16 protein-coding genes are annotated in these 18,118 nt (G+C 73.7%); 11 read left to right on the top strand and 5 right to left on the bottom strand.

Annotation, left to right across the window (positions count from 1 at the left end; all coding sequences use genetic code 11):
* The first annotated feature begins 6 nt into the window (after nucleotides 1–6).
* The 8 genes from ACYP53_RS09605 to ACYP53_RS09640 all read left to right on the top strand — a co-directional run bounded on the left by ACYP53_RS09605 (nucleotide 7) and on the right by ACYP53_RS09640 (nucleotide 7,708).
* Complete coding sequence (locus tag ACYP53_RS09605; RefSeq protein ID WP_189913105.1) at nucleotides 7–345, top strand: YbaB/EbfC family nucleoid-associated protein; 339 nt, start codon at nucleotides 7–9, stop codon at nucleotides 343–345.
* 268 nt (nucleotides 346–613) lie between these two features.
* Entirely contained in the window at nucleotides 614–1,213 is a 600-nt protein-coding gene (gene recR, locus ACYP53_RS09610) for a recombination mediator RecR (protein ID WP_189913104.1), read from the top strand.
* Entirely contained in the window at nucleotides 1,206–1,868 is a 663-nt protein-coding gene (locus tag ACYP53_RS09615) for a DUF5063 domain-containing protein (protein WP_189913103.1), read from the top strand. Before recR ends, ACYP53_RS09615 begins: the two co-directional genes overlap by 8 nt.
* Nucleotides 1,869–2,223: 355 nt before the next feature.
* Complete coding sequence (locus tag ACYP53_RS09620; RefSeq protein ID WP_189913102.1) at nucleotides 2,224–3,504, top strand: aspartate kinase; 1,281 nt, start codon at nucleotides 2,224–2,226, stop codon at nucleotides 3,502–3,504.
* Nucleotides 3,505–3,573: 69 nt separating this feature from the next.
* Nucleotides 3,574–4,629, top strand: a complete 1,056-nt coding sequence (locus ACYP53_RS09625) for an aspartate-semialdehyde dehydrogenase (RefSeq protein ID WP_459647145.1) — start codon at nucleotides 3,574–3,576, stop codon at nucleotides 4,627–4,629.
* 350 nt (nucleotides 4,630–4,979) lie between these two features.
* A complete protein-coding gene (locus tag ACYP53_RS09630; protein WP_229928191.1) occupies nucleotides 4,980–5,525 on the top strand; it encodes a SigE family RNA polymerase sigma factor in 546 nt (181 codons plus the stop codon).
* The gene (locus tag ACYP53_RS09635) at nucleotides 5,518–6,804 is read left to right on the top strand and encodes a hypothetical protein (protein ID WP_459647146.1); all 1,287 of its coding nucleotides are present in this window, start codon (nucleotides 5,518–5,520) and stop codon (nucleotides 6,802–6,804) included. Before ACYP53_RS09630 ends, ACYP53_RS09635 begins: the two co-directional genes overlap by 8 nt.
* A 103-nt stretch (nucleotides 6,805–6,907) precedes the next feature.
* Nucleotides 6,908–7,708 carry an SURF1 family protein gene (locus tag ACYP53_RS09640; RefSeq protein ID WP_459647147.1) on the top strand — a complete coding sequence of 267 codons (801 nt, stop codon included), beginning with the start codon at nucleotides 6,908–6,910 and terminating at the stop codon, nucleotides 7,706–7,708.
* Nucleotides 7,709–7,739: 31 nt separating this feature from the next.
* Here ACYP53_RS09640 and ACYP53_RS09645 read toward each other — a convergent pair whose 3' ends face one another.
* The 4 genes from ACYP53_RS09645 to ACYP53_RS09660 form a co-directional block, all read right to left on the bottom strand.
* Nucleotides 7,740–8,384: a hypothetical protein gene (locus tag ACYP53_RS09645; RefSeq protein ID WP_459647148.1), complete on the bottom strand. Its 645-nt coding sequence runs from the start codon at nucleotides 8,382–8,384 to the stop codon at nucleotides 7,740–7,742.
* Nucleotides 8,381–10,318 carry a S9 family peptidase gene (locus ACYP53_RS09650; protein ID WP_459647149.1) on the bottom strand — a complete coding sequence of 646 codons (1,938 nt, stop codon included), beginning with the start codon at nucleotides 10,316–10,318 and terminating at the stop codon, nucleotides 8,381–8,383. Before ACYP53_RS09650 ends, ACYP53_RS09645 begins: the two co-directional genes overlap by 4 nt.
* Nucleotides 10,319–10,530: 212 nt before the next feature.
* Entirely contained in the window at nucleotides 10,531–12,033 is a 1,503-nt protein-coding gene (locus ACYP53_RS09655; RefSeq protein ID WP_459647150.1) for an MFS transporter, read from the bottom strand.
* Between the two features lie 124 nt (nucleotides 12,034–12,157).
* Nucleotides 12,158–12,535 (bottom strand): nuclear transport factor 2 family protein, encoded by a 378-nt coding sequence (locus tag ACYP53_RS09660; RefSeq protein WP_189913094.1) that lies wholly within the window; start codon nucleotides 12,533–12,535, stop codon nucleotides 12,158–12,160.
* 214 nt (nucleotides 12,536–12,749) lie between these two features.
* Here ACYP53_RS09660 and ACYP53_RS09665 point away from each other — a divergent pair, with 214 nt between their 5' ends.
* Nucleotides 12,750–15,533, top strand: a complete 2,784-nt coding sequence (locus tag ACYP53_RS09665) for an ATP-binding protein (RefSeq protein WP_459647151.1) — start codon at nucleotides 12,750–12,752, stop codon at nucleotides 15,531–15,533.
* Nucleotides 15,534–15,941: 408 nt separating this feature from the next.
* On the opposite strand, the gene ACYP53_RS09670 is transcribed toward ACYP53_RS09665, so the two are convergent.
* Nucleotides 15,942–16,325: a hypothetical protein gene (locus ACYP53_RS09670; protein ID WP_459647152.1), complete on the bottom strand. Its 384-nt coding sequence runs from the start codon at nucleotides 16,323–16,325 to the stop codon at nucleotides 15,942–15,944.
* 309 nt (nucleotides 16,326–16,634) lie between these two features.
* On the opposite strand from ACYP53_RS09670, the gene ACYP53_RS09675 reads away from it, so the two are divergent.
* Both ACYP53_RS09675 and ACYP53_RS09680 read left to right on the top strand, forming a co-directional pair.
* Nucleotides 16,635–17,276 (top strand): HAD family hydrolase, encoded by a 642-nt coding sequence (locus ACYP53_RS09675; protein WP_459647153.1) that lies wholly within the window; start codon nucleotides 16,635–16,637, stop codon nucleotides 17,274–17,276.
* Nucleotides 17,273–18,118 carry a DUF1932 domain-containing protein gene (locus tag ACYP53_RS09680; protein WP_459647154.1) on the top strand — a complete coding sequence of 282 codons (846 nt, stop codon included), beginning with the start codon at nucleotides 17,273–17,275 and terminating at the stop codon, nucleotides 18,116–18,118. Before ACYP53_RS09675 ends, ACYP53_RS09680 begins: the two co-directional genes overlap by 4 nt.

The following is an 18,118-nucleotide window of genomic DNA, read 5'->3' on the forward strand; positions in this document are numbered from 1 at the left end:
AGAGCCGTGTTCCCCGGTGGTGGCCAGCCCAACATGCAGCAGCTGCTGAAGCAGGCGCAGAAGATGCAGCAGGATCTCGCGAAGGCCCAGCAGGAGCTGGCCGAGACGAAGGTGACCGGTTCGGCGGGCGGCGGCCTGGTCGAGGCGACGGTGACCGGTGCCGGTGAGCTGGTGGCGCTGGCCATCGCCCCGGCCGCGGTCGACCCGGAGGACACCGAGACCCTGGCCGACCTGGTCCTGGCGGCGGTCCGGGACGCGAACCAGACCGCGCAGAAGATGCAGGCCGAGCGCATGGGCCCGCTGACCCAGGGCCTCGGCGGCGGCATTCCCGGCCTGCCGTTCTGAGTCCGGAGCGCCGGGCCCGTACGGCTGAGCGGATCCGTACGGCTGAGCGGATCCGTACGGCCGAGAGGGCCCGTACGGCCGAGTGGATCCGTACGACTGAGCGGATCCGTCCGGTCGAACGGGCCCGTACGGTCGAACGGGCCCGGAGTTCAGGCGATGGACCCATGTGATTTATGTGGGAGTCGGGCGTCGGGCGCTGTGTCCGACGCCCGATTCGTTGGATGATGGCACCGGAGCACCACCGACCATCCCGAAGGAAGGCGCGACGTTGTACGAGGGCGTGGTTCAGGACCTGATCGACGAGCTGGGCAGGCTGCCCGGTGTCGGTCCCAAGAGCGCCCAGCGGATCGCCTTCCACGTGCTGCAGTCCGACCCGATCGACGTGCGCCGGCTCGCGCACGCGCTGCTGGAGGTCAAGGACAAGGTCCGTTTCTGCGCGGTCTGCGGCAACGTCGCCGAGGCCGAGCAGTGCCGGGTCTGCCTGGACCCCCGCCGCGACCTCGGCGTCATCTGCGTGGTCGAGGAGCCCAAGGACGTCGTCGCCATCGAGCGCACCCGTGAGTTCCGCGGCCGCTACCACGTGCTGGGCGGCGCGATCAGCCCCATCGAGGGCGTCGGCCCGGACGACCTCCGCATCCGCGAGCTGCTGGCGCGTCTCGCGGACGGCACGGTCACCGAGCTGATCCTGGCCACCGACCCCAATCTGGAGGGGGAGGCGACCGCCACCTACCTGGCCCGGCTCTGCAAGCCGATGGGCCTGAAGGTGACCCGTCTGGCGAGCGGCCTGCCCGTCGGCGGGGATCTGGAGTACGCGGACGAGGTCACCCTCGGCCGCGCCTTCGAAGGGAGACGACTGCTCGATGTCTGACCGGACGATCAACCAGCAGCACACCCACGCGCACGGCTCGGAGCCCGACGACTTCGCCGTGCAGATCGCCGACTCGGTGGAGAGCTTCGTGCTCGCCGTCACCGAGGTCGCCAAGGGCGACGAGCCGGGCAGCGCGGTCTCGCTGCTGCTCCTGGAGGTCTCGCAGCTGCTGCTGGCCGGCGGCCGGCTGGGTGCCATCGAGGACGTCGTCCCGGAGGACCGCTTCGAGCCCGACGCCGGTCCCGAGCCGGACGGCGAGCAGCTGCGCGAGCGGCTGGCCGAGCTGCTCGCGCCGATCGACGTCTACCACGAGGTCTTCGACCCGTACGGCCCGCCGGAGAAGCCCAACGCCTTCCGGATCTCGGACGACCTGGCCGGCGTGGTCAGCGAGCTCCAGCACGGGCTGACGCACTACCGCGAGGGCCGGGTCAGCGAGGCGCTGTGGTGGTGGCAGTTCTCCTACCTCTCCAACTGGGGCACGACCTGCACCGCGGTGCTGCGGGCGCTGCAGTCGCTGATCGCGCACGTCCGGCTGGACAGCCCGATCGGCGCGGTGCCGGACGGCGCGGACACCGACGACGACGGGCTCACCGACGAGCAGCTGGAGCAGCAGGCCGGCGACCTGATGGCGGCCGAGCTGGGGCTCAAGCACTGAACGGCCGCGATCGCGGAAAGCGCCGGAGCACGGATGCCGCGCCCTCGGAAAAGCGCCGGACCGCGACCGCGGCGCCGATTGTGACGAATGCCTCAGCGCGCCGTCCGGAAAAGAAATCCGGCCGGATCGCGGTCGGTCGGTCCGCCGATTCTTCGGGGCCGTACCGAATCGCCCGCAGACCTGCCGGTGGGGCCGCCCGTCCCGCCGGTCACCTGCTGAAACGGACGTCTCATCATATGGAAAGCGCCGGTCGGGGCACCCCTGCTCGGTAGACTGGCGCGGACCGCACACCCCCCTCCCCCGGGGGTACGGGGGCCAGGCGCCCCCGGAAAACGACACAAGTCGAGGAGCGCACGTGGGCCTTGTCGTGCAGAAGTACGGCGGCTCATCCGTTGCGGATGCCGAGGGCATCAAGCGCGTGGCCCGTCGAATCGTTGACGCCAAGAAGGCCGGCCATGAGGTCGTCGTCGTGGTGTCCGCGATGGGCGACACGACGGACGAGCTCATCGAACTCGCGGAGCAGGTGTCACCGATCCCTGCCGGCCGTGAGTTCGACATGCTGCTGACCGCTGGAGAGCGCATCTCCATGGCGCTGCTGGCCATGGCGATCAAATCCCTGGGTCACGAGGCCCAGTCCTTCACGGGCAGCCAGGCCGGCGTCATCACCGACTCCGTCCACAACAAGGCGCGCATCATCGACGTGACGCCGGGCCGCATCCGCACCGCCCTGGACGAGGGCAACATCGCGATCGTGGCCGGCTTCCAGGGCGTCTCCCAGACCAGCAAGGACATCACCACGCTGGGCCGGGGCGGCTCGGACACCACCGCCGTCGCCCTCGCCGCCGCCCTCAAGGCCGAGGTCTGCGAGATCTACACTGACGTGGACGGCGTGTTCACCGCCGACCCGCGCGTGGTGAAGAAGGCCCGCAAGATCGACTGGATCGCCTACGAGGACATGCTGGAGCTGGCGTCCTCCGGTTCCAAGGTGCTGCTCGACCGCTGTGTCGAGTACGCCCGGCGCTACAACATCCCGATTCACGTACGCTCGTCCTTCTCGGGTCTTCCCGGGACGATCGTCAGCAACGACAACCCGTACCAGCCCGAAGGGGGCGAGATGGAGCAGGCCATCATCTCCGGAGTCGCCCACGACACCTCCGAGGCGAAGGTGACCGTCGTCGGCGTGCCCGACAAGCCCGGCGAGGCGGCGCGCATCTTCCGCGCCATCGCCGACGCCGAGGTCAACATCGACATGGTGGTGCAGAACGTCTCCGCCGCGTCGACCGGTCTGACCGACATCTCCTTCACCCTGCCCAAGACCGAGGGCCAGAAGGCCATCGACGCGCTCGGCCGGGTCAAGGACGGCATCGGCTACGAGTCGCTGCGCTACGACGACGCGATCGGCAAGATCTCGCTGGTCGGCGCCGGCATGCGCTCCAACCCGGGCGTCACCGCGACCTTCTTCGAGGCGCTGTCCGCCGCGGGCGTCAACATCGAGCTGATCTCCACCTCGGAGATCCGCATCTCGGTCGTCACCCGCGCCGAGGACGTGCCGGAGGCCGTCCGCGCCGTGCACAGCGCCTTCGGCCTGGACAGCGAGACGGACGAGGCGGTCGTCTACGGCGGCACCGGGCGATGACCCGGGAGCGGAGCGGGAGCACCGGGCGATGAGCCGGGAGACGGGGCGGATGACCCGGGAGACCGGGCGGTGACCCGGCGCCCGAACCTCGCCGTCGTCGGCGCCACCGGCGCGGTCGGCGAGGTGCTGCTCGGCCTGCTCTCGCTCCGTCAGGACGTCTGGGGCGAGGTCCGGCTCGTCGCCTCCCCGCGCTCGGCCGGCCGCAAGCCGGTCGTGCGCGGCGAGGCCGTCGAAGTCCTCCCGCTCTCCGAGGAGGCGTTCACGGGGATCGACGTCGCCGTGTTCGCCGTCCCCGACGAGGTCTCCGCCCAGTGGGCGCCGATCGCGGCGGCCAAGGGCGTCGTGGTGGTCGACGACTCGGCCGCCTTCCGCACCACCGAGGACGTGCCGCTGGTCGTCCCCGAGGTCAACGCGGCCGCGCTGCGGATCCGCCCGCGCGGCATCGTCGCCAGCCCGGCCAGCACCACCCTCGCGATGATCGCGGCGGTCGGCGCGCTGCACGCCGAGTACGGGCTGGCCCAGCTCGTGGTCGCCTCCTACCAGGCCGCCGGCGGCGAGGGCCGCGACGGCGAGGCGGCGCTGCGCGAGCAGACCGCGCTGGTGGCCGGCACCGAGGTCGGCCGGCAGACCGGCGACCTGCGCGCGGTGATCGCCGACCACGGTCCGTTCGCGGCCCCGCTCGCGTTCAACGCCGTGCCCTGGACCGGCGGGCTGCGCGAGGGCGGCTGGGCCGCCGAGGAACTGGGCATCCGGGACGAGTCCCGCAAGATCCTGGGCCTGCCCGCCCTGAAGGTCTCCGCGACCTGCGTCCACATCCCGGTCGTCCGCACCCACGCGCTGGCCGTGCACGCGCGCTTCGAGCGCGAGGTCACCCAGGAGCACGCGCAGGACATCCTGCGGGACGCGCCCGGCGTGGTCCTCTACGATGATCCGGCGGCGGGCGAGTTCCCGACCCCGAACGACGTGGTCGGCACCGACCCGGTCTGGGTCGGGCGGGTGCGCCGGGCCCTGGACGAACCGGAGGCGCTCGACCTGTTCCTGTGCGGGGACAACCTGCGCAAGGGGGCGGCGCTCAACCTGCTGCAGATCGCGGAGCTGGTGGCGGGCGAGCTGACGGTCCGGTAGGGCCGGCGGTGTCGGTGGTAAGACGGTGCTGATGGCGGTGCTGATGACGGTTCGGCGGCGCCCGCGGCCCCGGCTTCCGTTCCGATCTGCCCGGTTGTGTCCGCACCTGTGTCCATACCTGTGTCCGCTCCTCGACACAATCTGTCCGGAATCCCGGGGGAATCCCCTGGAGGCCTCTTCCGCCCATACGGAAGAATGGTCCCCGGGCTGGGCAACCATGACAGGGGATCGAGTGTCCAACGGGCGTGGCGAACGTGATGGTGGGGGCAAGGGCGGGCATCCCGGCGAGAGCCGCGGTGTCGTTCCCCTCGCGCGCCCCGTGGCCTGCGAGTAGGCCGGAAGACGACCAGATGACGGCGGCCGCACCCGGTACGGCGGACTCCGGCGCCGGTACCGACGCGGGTACCAGCGAGGACCTGCTCACCGAGACCTACCAGGCGCACTACCGCTCGCTGCTGCGGCTCGCCGCGCTGCTCCTGGACGACCTGTCGACCTGCGAGGACGTCGTGCAGGAGGCGTTCATCCGGGTGCACGCCGCCCGGCGCCGGGTGCGCGAGCCCGAGAAGACCCTGGCCTACCTGCGGCAGACGGTCGTCAACCTGTCCCGCTCCACGCTGCGCCGACGGATCCTCGGGCTCAGACTGCTGCAGAAGCCCATGCCTGACATGGCCAGTGCAGAAGAAGGTGCCTACGATGCCCTGGAGCGCGACCAGTTGAAGGCCGCGCTGCGTGGTCTGCAACGCCGTCAGCGGGAGGTTCTGGTGCTGCGTTACTTCGTGGACATGACGGAGGCGCAGGTCGCCGAGACCCTCGGCATCTCGCTCGGCTCGGTGAAGGCCTACGGATCGCGCGGACTCGCCGCCCTCCGCACCCAGATGGAGGCCGGTCATGGCTGAGGCTGAGGCTGACGCCTTCGGACGGCGGGGCCCGGACGGCGTTCCGGACGGCGTTCCGGGCGGTGCTCCGGGCGGCGGCCCCCCGCGGCCGGGAGCCCCGGACGTCTCCGAGACCTCGGCCGCCCCGGACGCTTCGGATGCCTCGGAGCTCTCCGGGCTCTCCACGCTGACGACCGACGAACGGGTCGTCCGGGAGCTCATGCACCACGCCGTCGCCGGGATCCAGCCCACACCCGGCGGACTGCCCCGGATCCGGCGGGCCGTACCCCGCCGGCGCGCCGCCCGGCGCGGAGCCTGGACCGGCGCCGCCGCACTCGCGCTGGCCGTCGCCGTCGTCCTCCCGGTGCTGCACGAGGGGGAGCACCTCGGACTCTCCGGCGGCCCCGGCTCGGCCGCCGCCAAGAGCCCCGCCGCCACGGCCCCCAGCGGCACCGCCATCGGCACCAGCGGCCCCGGCAGCGCCCCGCCCGTGGGCCAGAGCGGCACCGCGGAGACCTCGCCGACCGCCGGTCCGTCCACCACCCCGCACACCCCCGGCGGCGGGACCACCCGCGCCGACGGCACCGTCGCACCCACCGGGACCTCCGGAACCGGCGACGGCGGCATCATCCCGCTCTGCACCCGGACCGACCTCGGCGACGGCATCGCCAAGGTCGGCACGGCCGACGCGACCGGACGCATCTACGGCTCGTTCACCGTCTACAACCTCTCCGGGCACAGCTGCCGCGTCGGCGGCCCGGGCGCGGTGGCCGTCACCGGGGTCAGCGGCGGCGACCGCAACCGGGTCCGCACCGCCGACCACGCCCCGGGCGACCCGGCCGGCGGCCTGACCGCGATGGACGCGGAGCCGCCGGTGCTCGCGCCACTGGCCGGGTACCGGGTGTCCTTCGCCTGGGTCCCCGACCAGAGCTGCACCGGCACCGGCGGCCCCACCAGCGCGCCGACCGGCTCCAACCAGGTCTCCCTGACCTCCCAGGCCCCCGCGGCCTCGGGCGTCCCGGCCTCCGGCGCCGCCGGAGCCCCCAGCGCCAACGCCCAGGCCACCTCGTCGCCCTCGGCGGGCCCCACCTCGGCCCCCAGTCCCACCGCCACCCCGACCGCCAGCCCCACCACCCCGCCACCCACCGCCACCATCGCCCACACCCCCGCCCCCGGCAGCCCCACGGCGGCCACCGCGACCCTGCCGGTGACGTGCAGCGGGACGCTGTACCGGGGTGGGGTGCAGGCGGTGGGCGGCGGTTCGGCGCCGCAGCCGTCGGGTTCACCCTCGGCGGGGTGAGGGCGAACCCGATTCGGTGAGGGGGGCCGTCCTCGGCGCGCTCAGGGCCCGGTACCGGCCCCTGGGGATCGGGCGGGTGTGAGGAATGGTTACCGTGGGGGGTGTGTACCGGTTCCTCCTGACTCCGCGCTGGCTGAGCGGCACCGCTGTGGCCGTGGCGGCCGTGGCGGTGTGCATGTGGCTGGGCTCCTGGCAGCTCGGCCGGTTCGAGGACCGGGTGTCCACGCACCAGGAGACCCAGAAGGCGATCACCGCTTCGGGTGACCTCCGGCCGATCGACGCGCTGCTCGGCCCGGCGACCCCGCAGGTGACCACCGAGACGGTCGGCAAGCCCGTCACGGTGACCGGCAGCTACGACACCGAGCACCAGCTCCTGGTGCCCAACCGGATCGTGGACGGCAAGCAGGGCTACTACGTGCTCACCCCGCTGCGCACCGCCGACGGGCACGCCGTCGCCGTCGTACGCGGCTGGGTGCCCGGGGCGCCCGCGGGGACGGCCGCCGGTCCGGTGCCCGGCGGGCTCGTGCCGGAGGGGCAGGTGACGGTCACCGGGCGGCTGCAGGCCAACGAGGCCGTGGGCACCAACGGCGCGGTGGCCGGCGGGCTGCCGGCCGGGCAGCTCGGCATGATCAACCGGGCCTCGCTGCTGAACGTGCTGGAGTACGACGGCTGGTACGACGGCTGGGTCGCCGCCGACGACGCCCCCGCCGGGCTGACCTCCGTACCGACCGTGCAGCCGCAGGGCGGGGACGGGCTGACCCTGCGCGCCTTCCAGAACCTGGGCTACACCCTGGAGTGGTTCGTCTTCGGGGGCTTCGTCGTCTTCATGTGGTTCCGCCTGGTGCGCCGCGAGGCGGAGGCGGAGCAGGACCGGGCCCTGGGACTGGACCCGGTCCTGGACTGACCGACGGGCGATCGACGGGGCTTGGGTCGTCTCAGCGCTTGGTCGGCACCGGGCCCGGAACCGGCGCCCCGGCGGTCGGCTTGACCGGCGGCAGGGCCGGCGGCGTCGGCGTCGGGACCGGCAGCGTCGAGGTCGGGACCGGCGGCTGGGCCGGCGGCGTCGAACCGGCGGGCGCCGGTGTCGGGTCGCCGGAACAGTGGCTGTGACTGCCGCTGCCGTTGCGGTCGTCCGAGTCGTAGTGGTCGATGTGGTGGTGCACGGTGCGGCCGGTCTTCGAGCCCTTGGACCCGGAGCCCTTCGAGCCGGACGAGCCCGATGAGCCGGATGATCCCGACGAGCCCTTCGAACCGCTCGACCCCTTCGAGCCCTTGGCGAGCTGGACGGTGCCGTCCCCGTCCGTCGGCTCGTACGCCGCCGGCACGACCGAGGCGCCGGCCTGCCTGTCGGCGCCCGGCTGGACCGCGCTCGCCCGGGTGGCTGTGGCGAGCGGGACCGCGGGGACCGCCGGGGCGCTGGTGGGCGCGCCCGGTACGGCCGGCTTGGCGGCCGTCGGGGTCGGTGCCGGCGGGCCCGCCGGGGGCGGGCAGGAGGCGTTGTCGCCGTGCGAGCCGGAGCAGCCGGTGAGCACCAGGGCCCCGGCCACCACCGCGCCCGCGAGCATCAGCACCCGTCTCACTCGGACTCCCCGTTCCCGTTCCCGTCGCCGACGGTGCCGGCCGCGGTCCCGCCGGAGGCCCCGTCCAGGTGCCGCCGGACGAAGTCGAGCTCCAGCCGCAGCTGCTTGATCCGCTCCTCCACGACCAGCGACCCGTGCCCGGCGTCGTATCGGTACACCTCGTGCGGCTTGCCGAGCTGCTCCAGCCGCTCGACGTAGTTCTCGATCTGCCGGATCGGGCAGCGCGGGTCGTTGACCCCGGCGCTGATGTACACCGGCACCCGCACGCGGTCGACGTAGGTCAGCGGCGAGGAGGCGGTGAAACGGTCCGGGACCTCCTCCGGGGTGCCGCCGAAGAGCGTGCGGTCCAGCGACTTGAGCGCCTCCATCTCGTCGGCGTACGCGGTGTGGTAGTCCGCGACCGGTACGGCGGCGACGCCGAGCGCCCAGGCGTCTGGCTGCACGCCGAGGCCGAGCAGGGTCAGGTAGCCGCCCCAGCTGCCGCCGGTGAGCACCAGCCGGCGCGGGTCGGCGAGGCCGCTGGCGACCGCCCACTCCCGCACCGCCGCGATGTCCTCCAGCTCGATCAGGCCGACCCGCTCGTGCAGGGCGTCGGTCCAGGCCTGGCCGTAGCCGGTCGAGCCGCGGTAGTTGACCCGGACCACCGCGAAGCCGTGGTCCAGCCAGGCGGCCGGGCCGGCGGCGAAGGAGTCGCTGTCGTGGTGGGTCGGGCCGCCGTGGACCTCGAACAGGGTCGGGAACGGGCCGTCCTCGGGGGAGCTCCCCGGCGGCCGCTGCACGAGGGCGTGCACCCGCCCGCCGGGCCCGTCCACCCAGACGTCCTCGACGGGCACCGAACCCGGCGGCACCGGGCCGGGCGCCCGCAGCACGACCGTCCCGGCGGTGGAGCGGACCGCGGCCGGCTCGGCGGCGGAGGACCACAGGTACTCCACGGTGCCGTCCGGACGGGCGGTGGCGCCGCTGACCGTGCCGCGCGGGGTCTCCAGTCGGGTCAGCCGGCCGTCGGCCAGGGAGTACGAGAACAGCTCGCTGCGCGCCTCGTACTCGTGCTCGACCAGCAGGGCCTCGGCGCCCGGTCGCCACTGCGCGGAAACGTCGCCGGGCAGCTCGCGGCCCTGCTCGTCGCGCAGCGTCAGCGCGGTCTCGGCACCGGTGACGACGTCCCAGATCATCGGCTCCCAGCGGCCGGTGCGCTGGTGGGCGACCAGCAGCCGGGTGTCGCCCTCGACCGGGGCGAAGCCGAGGCAGGCGACGCCGCGCGGCTCGTCCCGGCCGGTGACCTCGTCCAGCTCGGCGACGGTCTCGACGGTGACGGTGCCGGGCGTGCCGGTCGCGGCGGTGCCGCTGTGGGCGGTCCCGGCGGCCGGGATGCGCACGATCCGGATCGCGGAGTGCATCGCGTCGCCGTGCTCGGTGTGGTCGACGGCGAGCAGGGTGCCGTCGTGGCTGAGGTCGCCGACGCCGCCGTACTCCGCGTGCCGGTAGATCTCGACCGGCTCGGCGTCGCCGGGGCGGCGCAGGTGCAGGGTGGTGCCGTCCTCGTCGGTCGAGCGGCCGACGACCACGGTGCCGTCGCGGCCCAGGGCCAGACCGGCCGAGTAGGAGGGGGCGAGGCCGGGCACGGCCTCCTCGTCCGGGCCGCCCGCGAACGGCTGACGGCGCCAGACACCGAACTCGTCGCCGTCGTGGTCGTCGAACCACCAGATCCAGGCGCCGTCAGGGGACAGCTCGGCGTCGGTCGTGCCGTTCGGACGGTCGGTGACCTGGCGGTGGGCGCCGGTGGCGCGGTCCCAGGCGTAGACCTCGTAGGTGCCGGTCGCGTTGGACACGTACAGCGCCCGGTCGGGGGCGTCCTCGGCCCAGTCGGGCAGCCACACCCTGGCCGCCCTGAACCGCTGCTCCCACGCCGGTACGGCGCTCTTCTCCTCGCTCATCCGGCCATCCAACCCGATCGGGGGGAGGGAAGGGAACGGGCGGGTGGGCTTGAGGCCACCCGCCCGGTGGTTCGGGGGTGTTCGGGGGTGTGCGCGGAGGGGGCGAGCCGGTCCGTGGTGGGTCGGTTCGTGTTCGATCGGACCTTGCCCGGAGGGTCGGCCCCTGTTGGGAGGTCGGCCCCTGCTCGGAGGGTCGGCCCCTGTTGGGAGGGTCAGCCGGTGCGGGGCAGCAACCGGACCAGGGCCACGAGCACCAGCTCCAGGGCCGCCAGTACCAGGACGCTGTGGCCGAAGGCGGCGGTCGGGCCGTCGGCGCCGTAGTACACCAGGCCGATCAGCGCGATCCCGAGCGCCCCGCCGACCTGCTGCACGGTGGACACCACCCCGGCGGCGGAGCCGGCCAGCCGCGGCTCGACGCCCGCCAGGACGACCGAGGTGACCGGGGCGATCACCAGGCCCATGCCGAGGCCGTCGACGAACAGCCCGGGGGCCAGCCACCAGACGCTGCCGTCCGCGGCGTCGAACGCGGCGACGGCGAGCAGGACCAGTCCGGCGGCCATCAGCAGCCCGCCGGCCGTGATCGTGCGACGACCGCCGAGCCGGGCGGTGACCCGGTGGGTGGTGTTGGAGGTGATCAGGTAGCCGAGGCCGATCGCGGTGAAGACCAGCCCGGCGCCCAGCGCGTCCAGGCCGCGGCCGAACTGCAGGTGCAGGGCGAGCACCAGGAAGAAGGAGCCCTGGCCGAGCCAGAAGGCGAGTTGGGCGAGCACACCGGCGCTGAAGGCGCGGTCGCGGAAGAGGCGGGTGTCGATCAGCGGGGTGGCGGTGGCGGTGGCGGTGCTGGCGGTGGTGTCGAGCGTGGCGGCGGTGTCGAGCGTGGCGTGGGTGGCGTGGGTGGCACGGTGCTGGTGTACGGCGAAGGCGGCGAGCAGGACGGCCGCGGCGCCGAGGCAGCACACCGTCCACAGCGGCCAGCCCAGTTGGGGGCCCTGGATCAGCGGCAGCACCAGGGCGGTCAGCCCGGTCGTGACCAGCAGCACGCCGACCGGGTCCAGACCGGGCCGCCGCGGGGCGCGGGACTCCGGCAGGCAGCGGCGGACCATCGCGAGGGCGGCCAGGCCGATCGGCAGGTTGATCAGGAAGCAGCTGCGCCAGCCGAGGCCGAACAGGTCCGCCCGGATCAGCAGTCCGCCGATCAGCTGGCCGAACACCGCGCCCACGCCCATCGTCAGCCCGTACCGGGCGAAGGCCCGCGCCTGCTCCGTGCCGCCGAACGCCGTCCGCAGGATCGCCAGCACCTGCGGGCCCATCAGCGCCGCCGCCAGCCCCTGCACCACCCGGGCGCCGACCAGCGTGGCGGCGGTGGGAGCCAGGCCGCACCCGGCGGAGGCGAGGGTGAACAGGGCCAGGCCGAGGCCGAACACCCGGCGGCGGCCGTAGCGGTCACCCAGGCGGCCGGCGGTGACCAGGCCGGCCGCGAGGGCCAGGCTGAAGCCGGCCATCACCCACTGGACGGCGGCCGGGCCGGCGCCGAGGTCGCCCTGGAGGGAGGGGAGGGCGACGTTGACGACGAAGACGTCGAGGGCGGTCATGAAGGTGGCGGTCAGGACGACCGGCAGCAGGCCCCTGGGGGCAGGCGCCGTCCTTCCGGAAGCGGCTGATGGGGCCGGGGCCGGCGTTGGTGTCGGCCGCCGGGCGTTCAGGGCGGTGCTCATCTCGGGCTCTCCTCAGGGCGGTCGGGTGCCCGGGCGACGGGCGGGGGTGGGGAGGGGACGGGCGGGAGTGGGGGCGGGCCGGGGAAGCGGCCCGCCCCCGGGTGCCTGGTCGGCGGCGCCGGGCTCAGGCGCCCGGCACGAGGTCCAGGAAGCCGTACACCGCTCCGATCCGCCCCTCCGGCGTGGCCGTCAGCACGTCGAAGCCGATCACCACCGGCTCCGCGCCGGCCGGGCCGAGGTTCCAGGTGAAGCGGGCGATGTCGTGGTGCGCGTCCACCGGGCCGAGGGTGAACTCCAGCCCCGGGAACTGGGCCTGGGCCGCGCCGATCAGCGCGTCGATCGCGTCCCGGCCGACCACGGAGGCCAGCGGGTCGGTGTAGCGGCCGTCCTCGGCCCACGCCTCGTCGATCAGCTTCCGGCGGGCCGCCGGGTCGGTCTCGTTCCACACCGCGATGTAGCGCTCGGCGAGCTGCTGCAGGGCGGCGGTGGTGATCTCGGTCATCGTCATCTCCCGTGTTCCAGTGGGTTGTTGTCCCGGTCGTTCCCGGTGCTCACCACGGTAGGGACGGGCGGGCGGCGGCGAATCCGTCACGTATAGGCATGGGGGTACGTAGGTACGGGCGGGGCGCCGCCACCCGGGTGGCCGAGGCGCCGCCACCCGTACGGTCGGGGTTTCCCGCTGGGGTGGGCGGGGGCCGGGTGGGTAGGGTCGGGGCATGCTGTACGGGAGGGACAACGAACAGGCCGCCGTGGACGGGCTGTTGGACGCGGCGCGGGCCGGCCGCAGCGGCGTCCTGCTGCTCCGGGGCGAGGCCGGCATCGGCAAGACCGCCCTGCTGGACGACGCCGTCGCGCGGGCGGGGGAGACGTTCCGGGTGATCCGGGCGGCGGGCGTCGAGTACGAGGCCGAGCTGCCGTACGCCGGGCTGAGCGTGCTGCTCGCGCCCGGCCTGGACCGGCTGGACGCCCTGCCGGGGCCGCAGCGACGCGCCCTGGAGGCGGCGTTCGGGCTGGCCGACGGCGGCCCGTCCGGCGGCGAGGGGGGCAGTGGTGACCGGCTGCTGGTCGGGCTCGCCACGCTCGCCCTGCTCGCCGAACTCGCCGCCGATCAGCCGCTGTTGTGCGTCCTGGACGACGTGCAGTGGCTGGACCGGGCCTCGCTGGACGCGCTGCTGCTGGCCGCCCGGCGCCTCCAGGCCGAAGGGGTGGCCCTGCTGCTCGCCTCCCGTACCGGCGGCGGCCCCGGCGGTGGCCCCGGCGGTGGCCCCGGCGTGGGCGCGTCAGCGGGTGGGTCGCCCGAGCGCGGACTCGGCCTCCCCGAGCTGGAGGTGACCGCCCTCGCCGAGGCCGACGCCGCCCGGCTGCTGGCCCGGCGGACCGGCCCCGAGCTGCCCGCCGCCGTCCGCGACCGGCTGCTCGCCGAAGCCGCCGGCAACCCGCTCGCGCTCACCGAACTCCCCGTCGCCGCCGGGCCGCAGGCGCACGCCCCCGGCGGCCTGCCGCTCACCAGCAGACTGCTGATCGCCTTCCACGGCCAGGTCACCGGCCTGCCCGCGGCCACCCAGACGCTGCTCCTGGTCGCCGCCGCCGAGGAGCGCGGCGAACTCGACGTCGTCCTGCCCGCGGCGGCCACGCTCGGCGTCACCGCCGAACACCTCGCCCCCGCCGAGGAATCGGGCCTGGTGACCGTCACCGTCGACCGCCGGATCACCTTCCGGCACCCGTTGTTGCGCTCCGCCATCCTGCAACGGGCACCGCACCACCAGAAGCTGGCCGTCCACCGGGCCGTGGCCGCGGTGCTGCCCGACGGCGACCGCCGCACCTGGCACCTCGCCCTCGCCGCCACCGCCCCCGACACCGACCTCGCCGACGCGCTCGAACGCGCCGCCGTCCGCGCCGAACGCCACGGCGGCCACGGCGGCGCCGCCGCGTACGAGCGCGCCGCCCGGCTCACCCCCGACCGCGACGCCGCCACCCGCCGGCTCGTCCTGGCCGCCGAAGCCGCCACCGAGGAAGGCGAGTTGGTCCGCGCCGAGACGCTCGCCGACGAGGCCGCGGCCCGTACCGACGACGTCCTGGCGCACGCCCTGCTCGACCAGGTCCGGGCCACCGCGCACTTCTGGCGCGGCTCCTACCCGACCGCCTACCGGCTGCTGCTCGACGCCGCCGGCACCGGCATCGACCCCTCGTACGCCGCCCGGATGCTGTTCCAGGCCTTCCACACCGCCTGGTACGCGGGCGAGGAACCGGTGATCGCCGTCCTCGACCGCCTCGCCGCCCTCCCGCTGGCCGACGGCGACCCCCTCGCCCCGCTCGCCCGCCACCTGCCCGCCGCCGTCCTCCCCGCCCTCGGCCGGCCCGCCGCGCCGCTGCCGCCCGTCCGGGAGACCGCCGACGCCGCCCGCCGGGCCGGTGCCGAGAGCCCGGTCGACCTGGTCCAGCTGTGCGGTGCCACCCTCATCCTCGGCCGCGACGAGGAAACCGCCGAACTCGGCGGCGAACTCGTCGCCGAAGCCCGCGCCAAGGGCACCGTCGGCGTGATGCCCACCCTGCAGTTCTTCCTCGCCGAAGCCGAGCTCTTCCACGGCCGCCACCGCGACGCCGAACTCACCGCCACCGAGGCCCTCGCACTGGCCCGCGACACCGGCCAGCACCAGTGGGTCAGCCAACTCACCGCGCTGCTCGCCTACGTGGCCGCACTCGACGGCCGCACCGACCGGTGCGCCGAACTCGCCGCCACCGCCCTCGCCACCACCGGCCCGCAGACCGCCGCCACCGCCGCCGGCCTCCCCTGGGCGCACTGGGCACTCGCCCTGCTCGACCTCGGCCAGGGCCGCGCCGGCGACGCCGCCGACCGCCTGCACACCCTCACCACCGGCCCGCACCGGCACCACGTCAGCGCCACCCGCGCCGTCCCCGACCTCGTCGAAGCCGCCGTCCGCCTCGGCACCCCCGACCGCGCCGCCGAACCCTACGAGCGCTTCGCCCGCTGGGCCGCCGCCGCCGACCGCCCCTGGGCCGAAGCCCTCCGCCTGCGCTGCCAAGCCCTGCTCGGCCCCGACGAACTCGCCGAAGCCGCCTACCGTGCCGCCCTCGACCTGCACGAACCCGGCCACCGCCCCTTCGAACAGGCCCGCACCGCCCTCCTCTACGGCGAATGGCTGCGCCGCACCCGCCGCCGCACCGACGCCCGCCCCCACCTGCGCGCCGCCCTGGAAGCCTTCGACCGCCTCGCCGCCCACCCCTGGGCCGCCCGCGCCCGCACCGAACTCTCCGCCACCGGCACCCCCGCCCCCACCCCCTCCGGCACCGCCCCCTCCCCCCACTCCTCCCTCACCCCCCAGGAACTCCAGATCGCCCGCCTCGCCGCCCGGGGCCTCACCAACCGCGACATCGCCGCCCAGCTCTTCCTCAGCCCCCGCACCGTCGCCCACCACCTCTACAAGGCCTACCCGAAGCTCGACATCACCTCCCGCACCGAACTCCCCACCACCCTCTGAGCCCGGCTCGCCCGCCGGGGTTCAGCCCGCTGTCGGCGGTGCGGGCGATCGCGACGGGAGCAGTGGTCCGATCGGGTGCCGAGTGGGCCGAGCGTGCCGCGTCACAGCAGCGGAGGGGGCATCGGCGACGGCCCAGGCTGAGGCTCAGTCACTCAGCCGGGCACGCACAACGACAGAGGGCCTGCCGGATTTCTCCGGCAGGCCCTCTGCACTGGGTCGGGGTGGCGGGATTTGAACCCACGGCCTCTTCGTCCCGAAGTAGGCCCTGGAAGGTCGCCGACCAGGCGAGAAATGCAAACGCGCAGGTCGGGGCGTCGGTACGTGTTGGTCTATGTCGGTGCCTGGCCGTCGAGATTCCAAGATCTTCTCCAGGATTTCTCCAGAGGCCGGAACCCCATGCTCGGACGACTACTGCCGCCGACCGAGCGTGGGCAGGCCGCCAGCTACCGTTCGGACACTATGCCCCGACGGGTCGCCGACGATCGGGGTGGAGTGGCGCCGTTCGGCGCGGCGCAGATCTTCATTTGCCTTCCTGCGCGATCGACGTTCCCGAGATCTCCGCTTCAGCTCTGCCTCTGCCGCACGCGGGTCATCGAGCCCGGTCATAAGGCGCGCGGCCGTACGTGCCCGCGTGAGAAGTGCGGCCAGCGGCTCACTGTCGGTCGGCAGGTCGACGCTCGTTGGGTTCACGCCCTCGACCTGCTGAAGAGAGATGTTGAAGCGACCATCGGCATCGGTCCATGCCCAAACCCTGATCCGCGGCCAGTTGGGATCCGTCTCCGTCTCCGCCATGACGCTATGGTGCAGGGCCACGACCAGCTTGGGAACGGCGCGTAGATTTACAGGCCGCTGACCAGGCACGTTCTGACCAGGCAACTCTTGATCGCGGACCGGATCTGGTCCGCCACTGGTCCGGATCATGGTCTCGGCGACCCGGACCAACCCCCATCTCGTGAGCACCCGAAGGCCGGTGTCTGGCAGCGATCCGCTGCCAGACACCGGCCTTTTGTGTTCCTGCTCACAGGCCGGGTCGCCTGCTGCGGGGCGTCGCGTGCCCGTCGCGCCGTCGGTAGGGTCGCCGCCATGGGCAGGCTCGTTCTCATGGACCTCGACGACACGTTGATCAACCGGCGCGATGCGGTGACCGCGTGGGCTGCGGACTTCAGCGTCGCTCGGCGTCTGGCGCCAGCGGCCGCCCAGAGGTTGACCGATGCGCTACGGGACCGGGCACTGCCGGAAACCTTCGAGGCGTTGCGCACAACCCTCGGTCCGGCCGAGTCCGCGGCAGAACTGTGGGACGCCTACGTGGTCGGGCTGGCCGCGAAGGTCACGTGCGCCCCGGAGATCCTGGTCCGCCTCGACCTGCTCCGGGCCGCCGGGTGGACGGTGGGCGTGTTGACCAACGGCGCGACGGACATTCAGCGGGCCAAGCTCACCGCGGCAGGCATCGTGAACCACGTGGATGCGGTGTGCATCTCCGAGGAAGCCGGCGCCCGCAAGCCAGACCCCGAAGCCTTCCGGACGGCTGCCTCGCGCTGCGGCTTCGAGCCTCCTGCCGCTGCCTGGATGGTCGGAGACAACCCGGTGACGGACATCGCCGGGGCCAGTGCCGCCGGGCTGCGAACGGTCTGGGTCTCGGCGGGCGCCGCCTGGGCCACGCCCGGACTCACCCCCGACCACATCGCGCCCACCGTCGCCGATGCGGCGGACTTTCTGCTCGGACTCCCGGAGAATCCACGATGACCATCAAGCCGATCGTCGGCATCGTCCACCCCGGAAGCATGGGTGCTGCGGTGGCCGCTTGCGCACGGCCGAACGCCGCACGGGTGCTTTGGTGCCCGACCGGCCGCAGTGCGGCCACCACGGCCCGGGCTGAGCAGGCCGAGCTGGAGCCCGTCAGTAGTCTGGACGAGCTGGTGGAGCAGGCACACGTCATCCTCAGCCTCTGCCCGCCGGCCGCTGCCGAGCAGGTGGCGCATTCCGTCGCCGAGCGTCGGTACGCCGGCGTCTACATGGAGGCCAATGCCATCAACCCTGAACGGATGGCTCGCATCGCCGAGCTGCTGGGCAAGTCCGCCCAAGCTGTGGTTGATGGCGCGGTCATCGGATCCCCGCCCATCGGTGGGAAGCGGACCCGGTTGTACCTTTCCGGCCCGTCCGACGCCGTCTCGTTGACGCAAGGACTGTTTGCCGGAAGCGCGGTGGCAACTCCCCTTCTAGGGACGGAGATCGGGCAGGCATCAGCTCTGAAGCTGGCGTACAGCTCGTACCAGAAGGCGTCCCGCGTGCTCGCGGCAATTGCCTTCGGCGCGGCACGTGCTCACGGCGTGGACGACGCGCTGCTCGATGTCGCCGGCAAGCGGCAGGGCAGCTACCTGGTGGAGACCGAGTACATCGCCAAGACCGCTGCCCGAGCATGGCGTTGGGGCCCTGAGATGGACGAGGCTGCCGACATGCTGTCCGCCATTGGGCTGCCTGACGAGGTGCTACGTGCCGTATCGCAGACTCTCGCCCGGTGGGAGGACAGCAAAGACCTCGCCGAGCTGACACCCGACGAGGCCCTTGACCGTCTTACCCGCCCGTAG

The organism is Kitasatospora sp. Ki12, from assembly GCF_054601375.1.

What these genes read in the sequence shown, in the direction of transcription:
- ACYP53_RS09615 (WP_189913103.1), top strand. Translation starts at nt 1,206, where the DNA reads ATGTCTGACCGGACGATCAACCAGCAGCACACCCACGCGCACGGCTCG.
- ACYP53_RS09630 (WP_229928191.1), top strand. Translation starts at nt 4,980, where the DNA reads ATGACGGCGGCCGCACCCGGTACGGCGGACTCCGGCGCCGGTACCGAC.
- ACYP53_RS09635 (WP_459647146.1), top strand. Translation starts at nt 5,518, where the DNA reads ATGGCTGAGGCTGAGGCTGACGCCTTCGGACGGCGGGGCCCGGACGGC.
- ACYP53_RS09650 (WP_459647149.1), bottom strand. Translation starts at nt 10,318, where the DNA reads ATGAGCGAGGAGAAGAGCGCCGTACCGGCGTGGGAGCAGCGGTTCAGG.
- ACYP53_RS09655 (WP_459647150.1), bottom strand. Translation starts at nt 12,033, where the DNA reads ATGAGCACCGCCCTGAACGCCCGGCGGCCGACACCAACGCCGGCCCCG.
- ACYP53_RS09660 (WP_189913094.1), bottom strand. Translation starts at nt 12,535, where the DNA reads ATGACCGAGATCACCACCGCCGCCCTGCAGCAGCTCGCCGAGCGCTAC.
- ACYP53_RS09665 (WP_459647151.1), top strand. Translation starts at nt 12,750, where the DNA reads ATGCTGTACGGGAGGGACAACGAACAGGCCGCCGTGGACGGGCTGTTG.
- ACYP53_RS09670 (WP_459647152.1), bottom strand. Translation starts at nt 16,325, where the DNA reads ATGGCGGAGACGGAGACGGATCCCAACTGGCCGCGGATCAGGGTTTGG.
- ACYP53_RS09675 (WP_459647153.1), top strand. Translation starts at nt 16,635, where the DNA reads ATGGACCTCGACGACACGTTGATCAACCGGCGCGATGCGGTGACCGCG.
- ACYP53_RS09680 (WP_459647154.1), top strand. Translation starts at nt 17,273, where the DNA reads ATGACCATCAAGCCGATCGTCGGCATCGTCCACCCCGGAAGCATGGGT.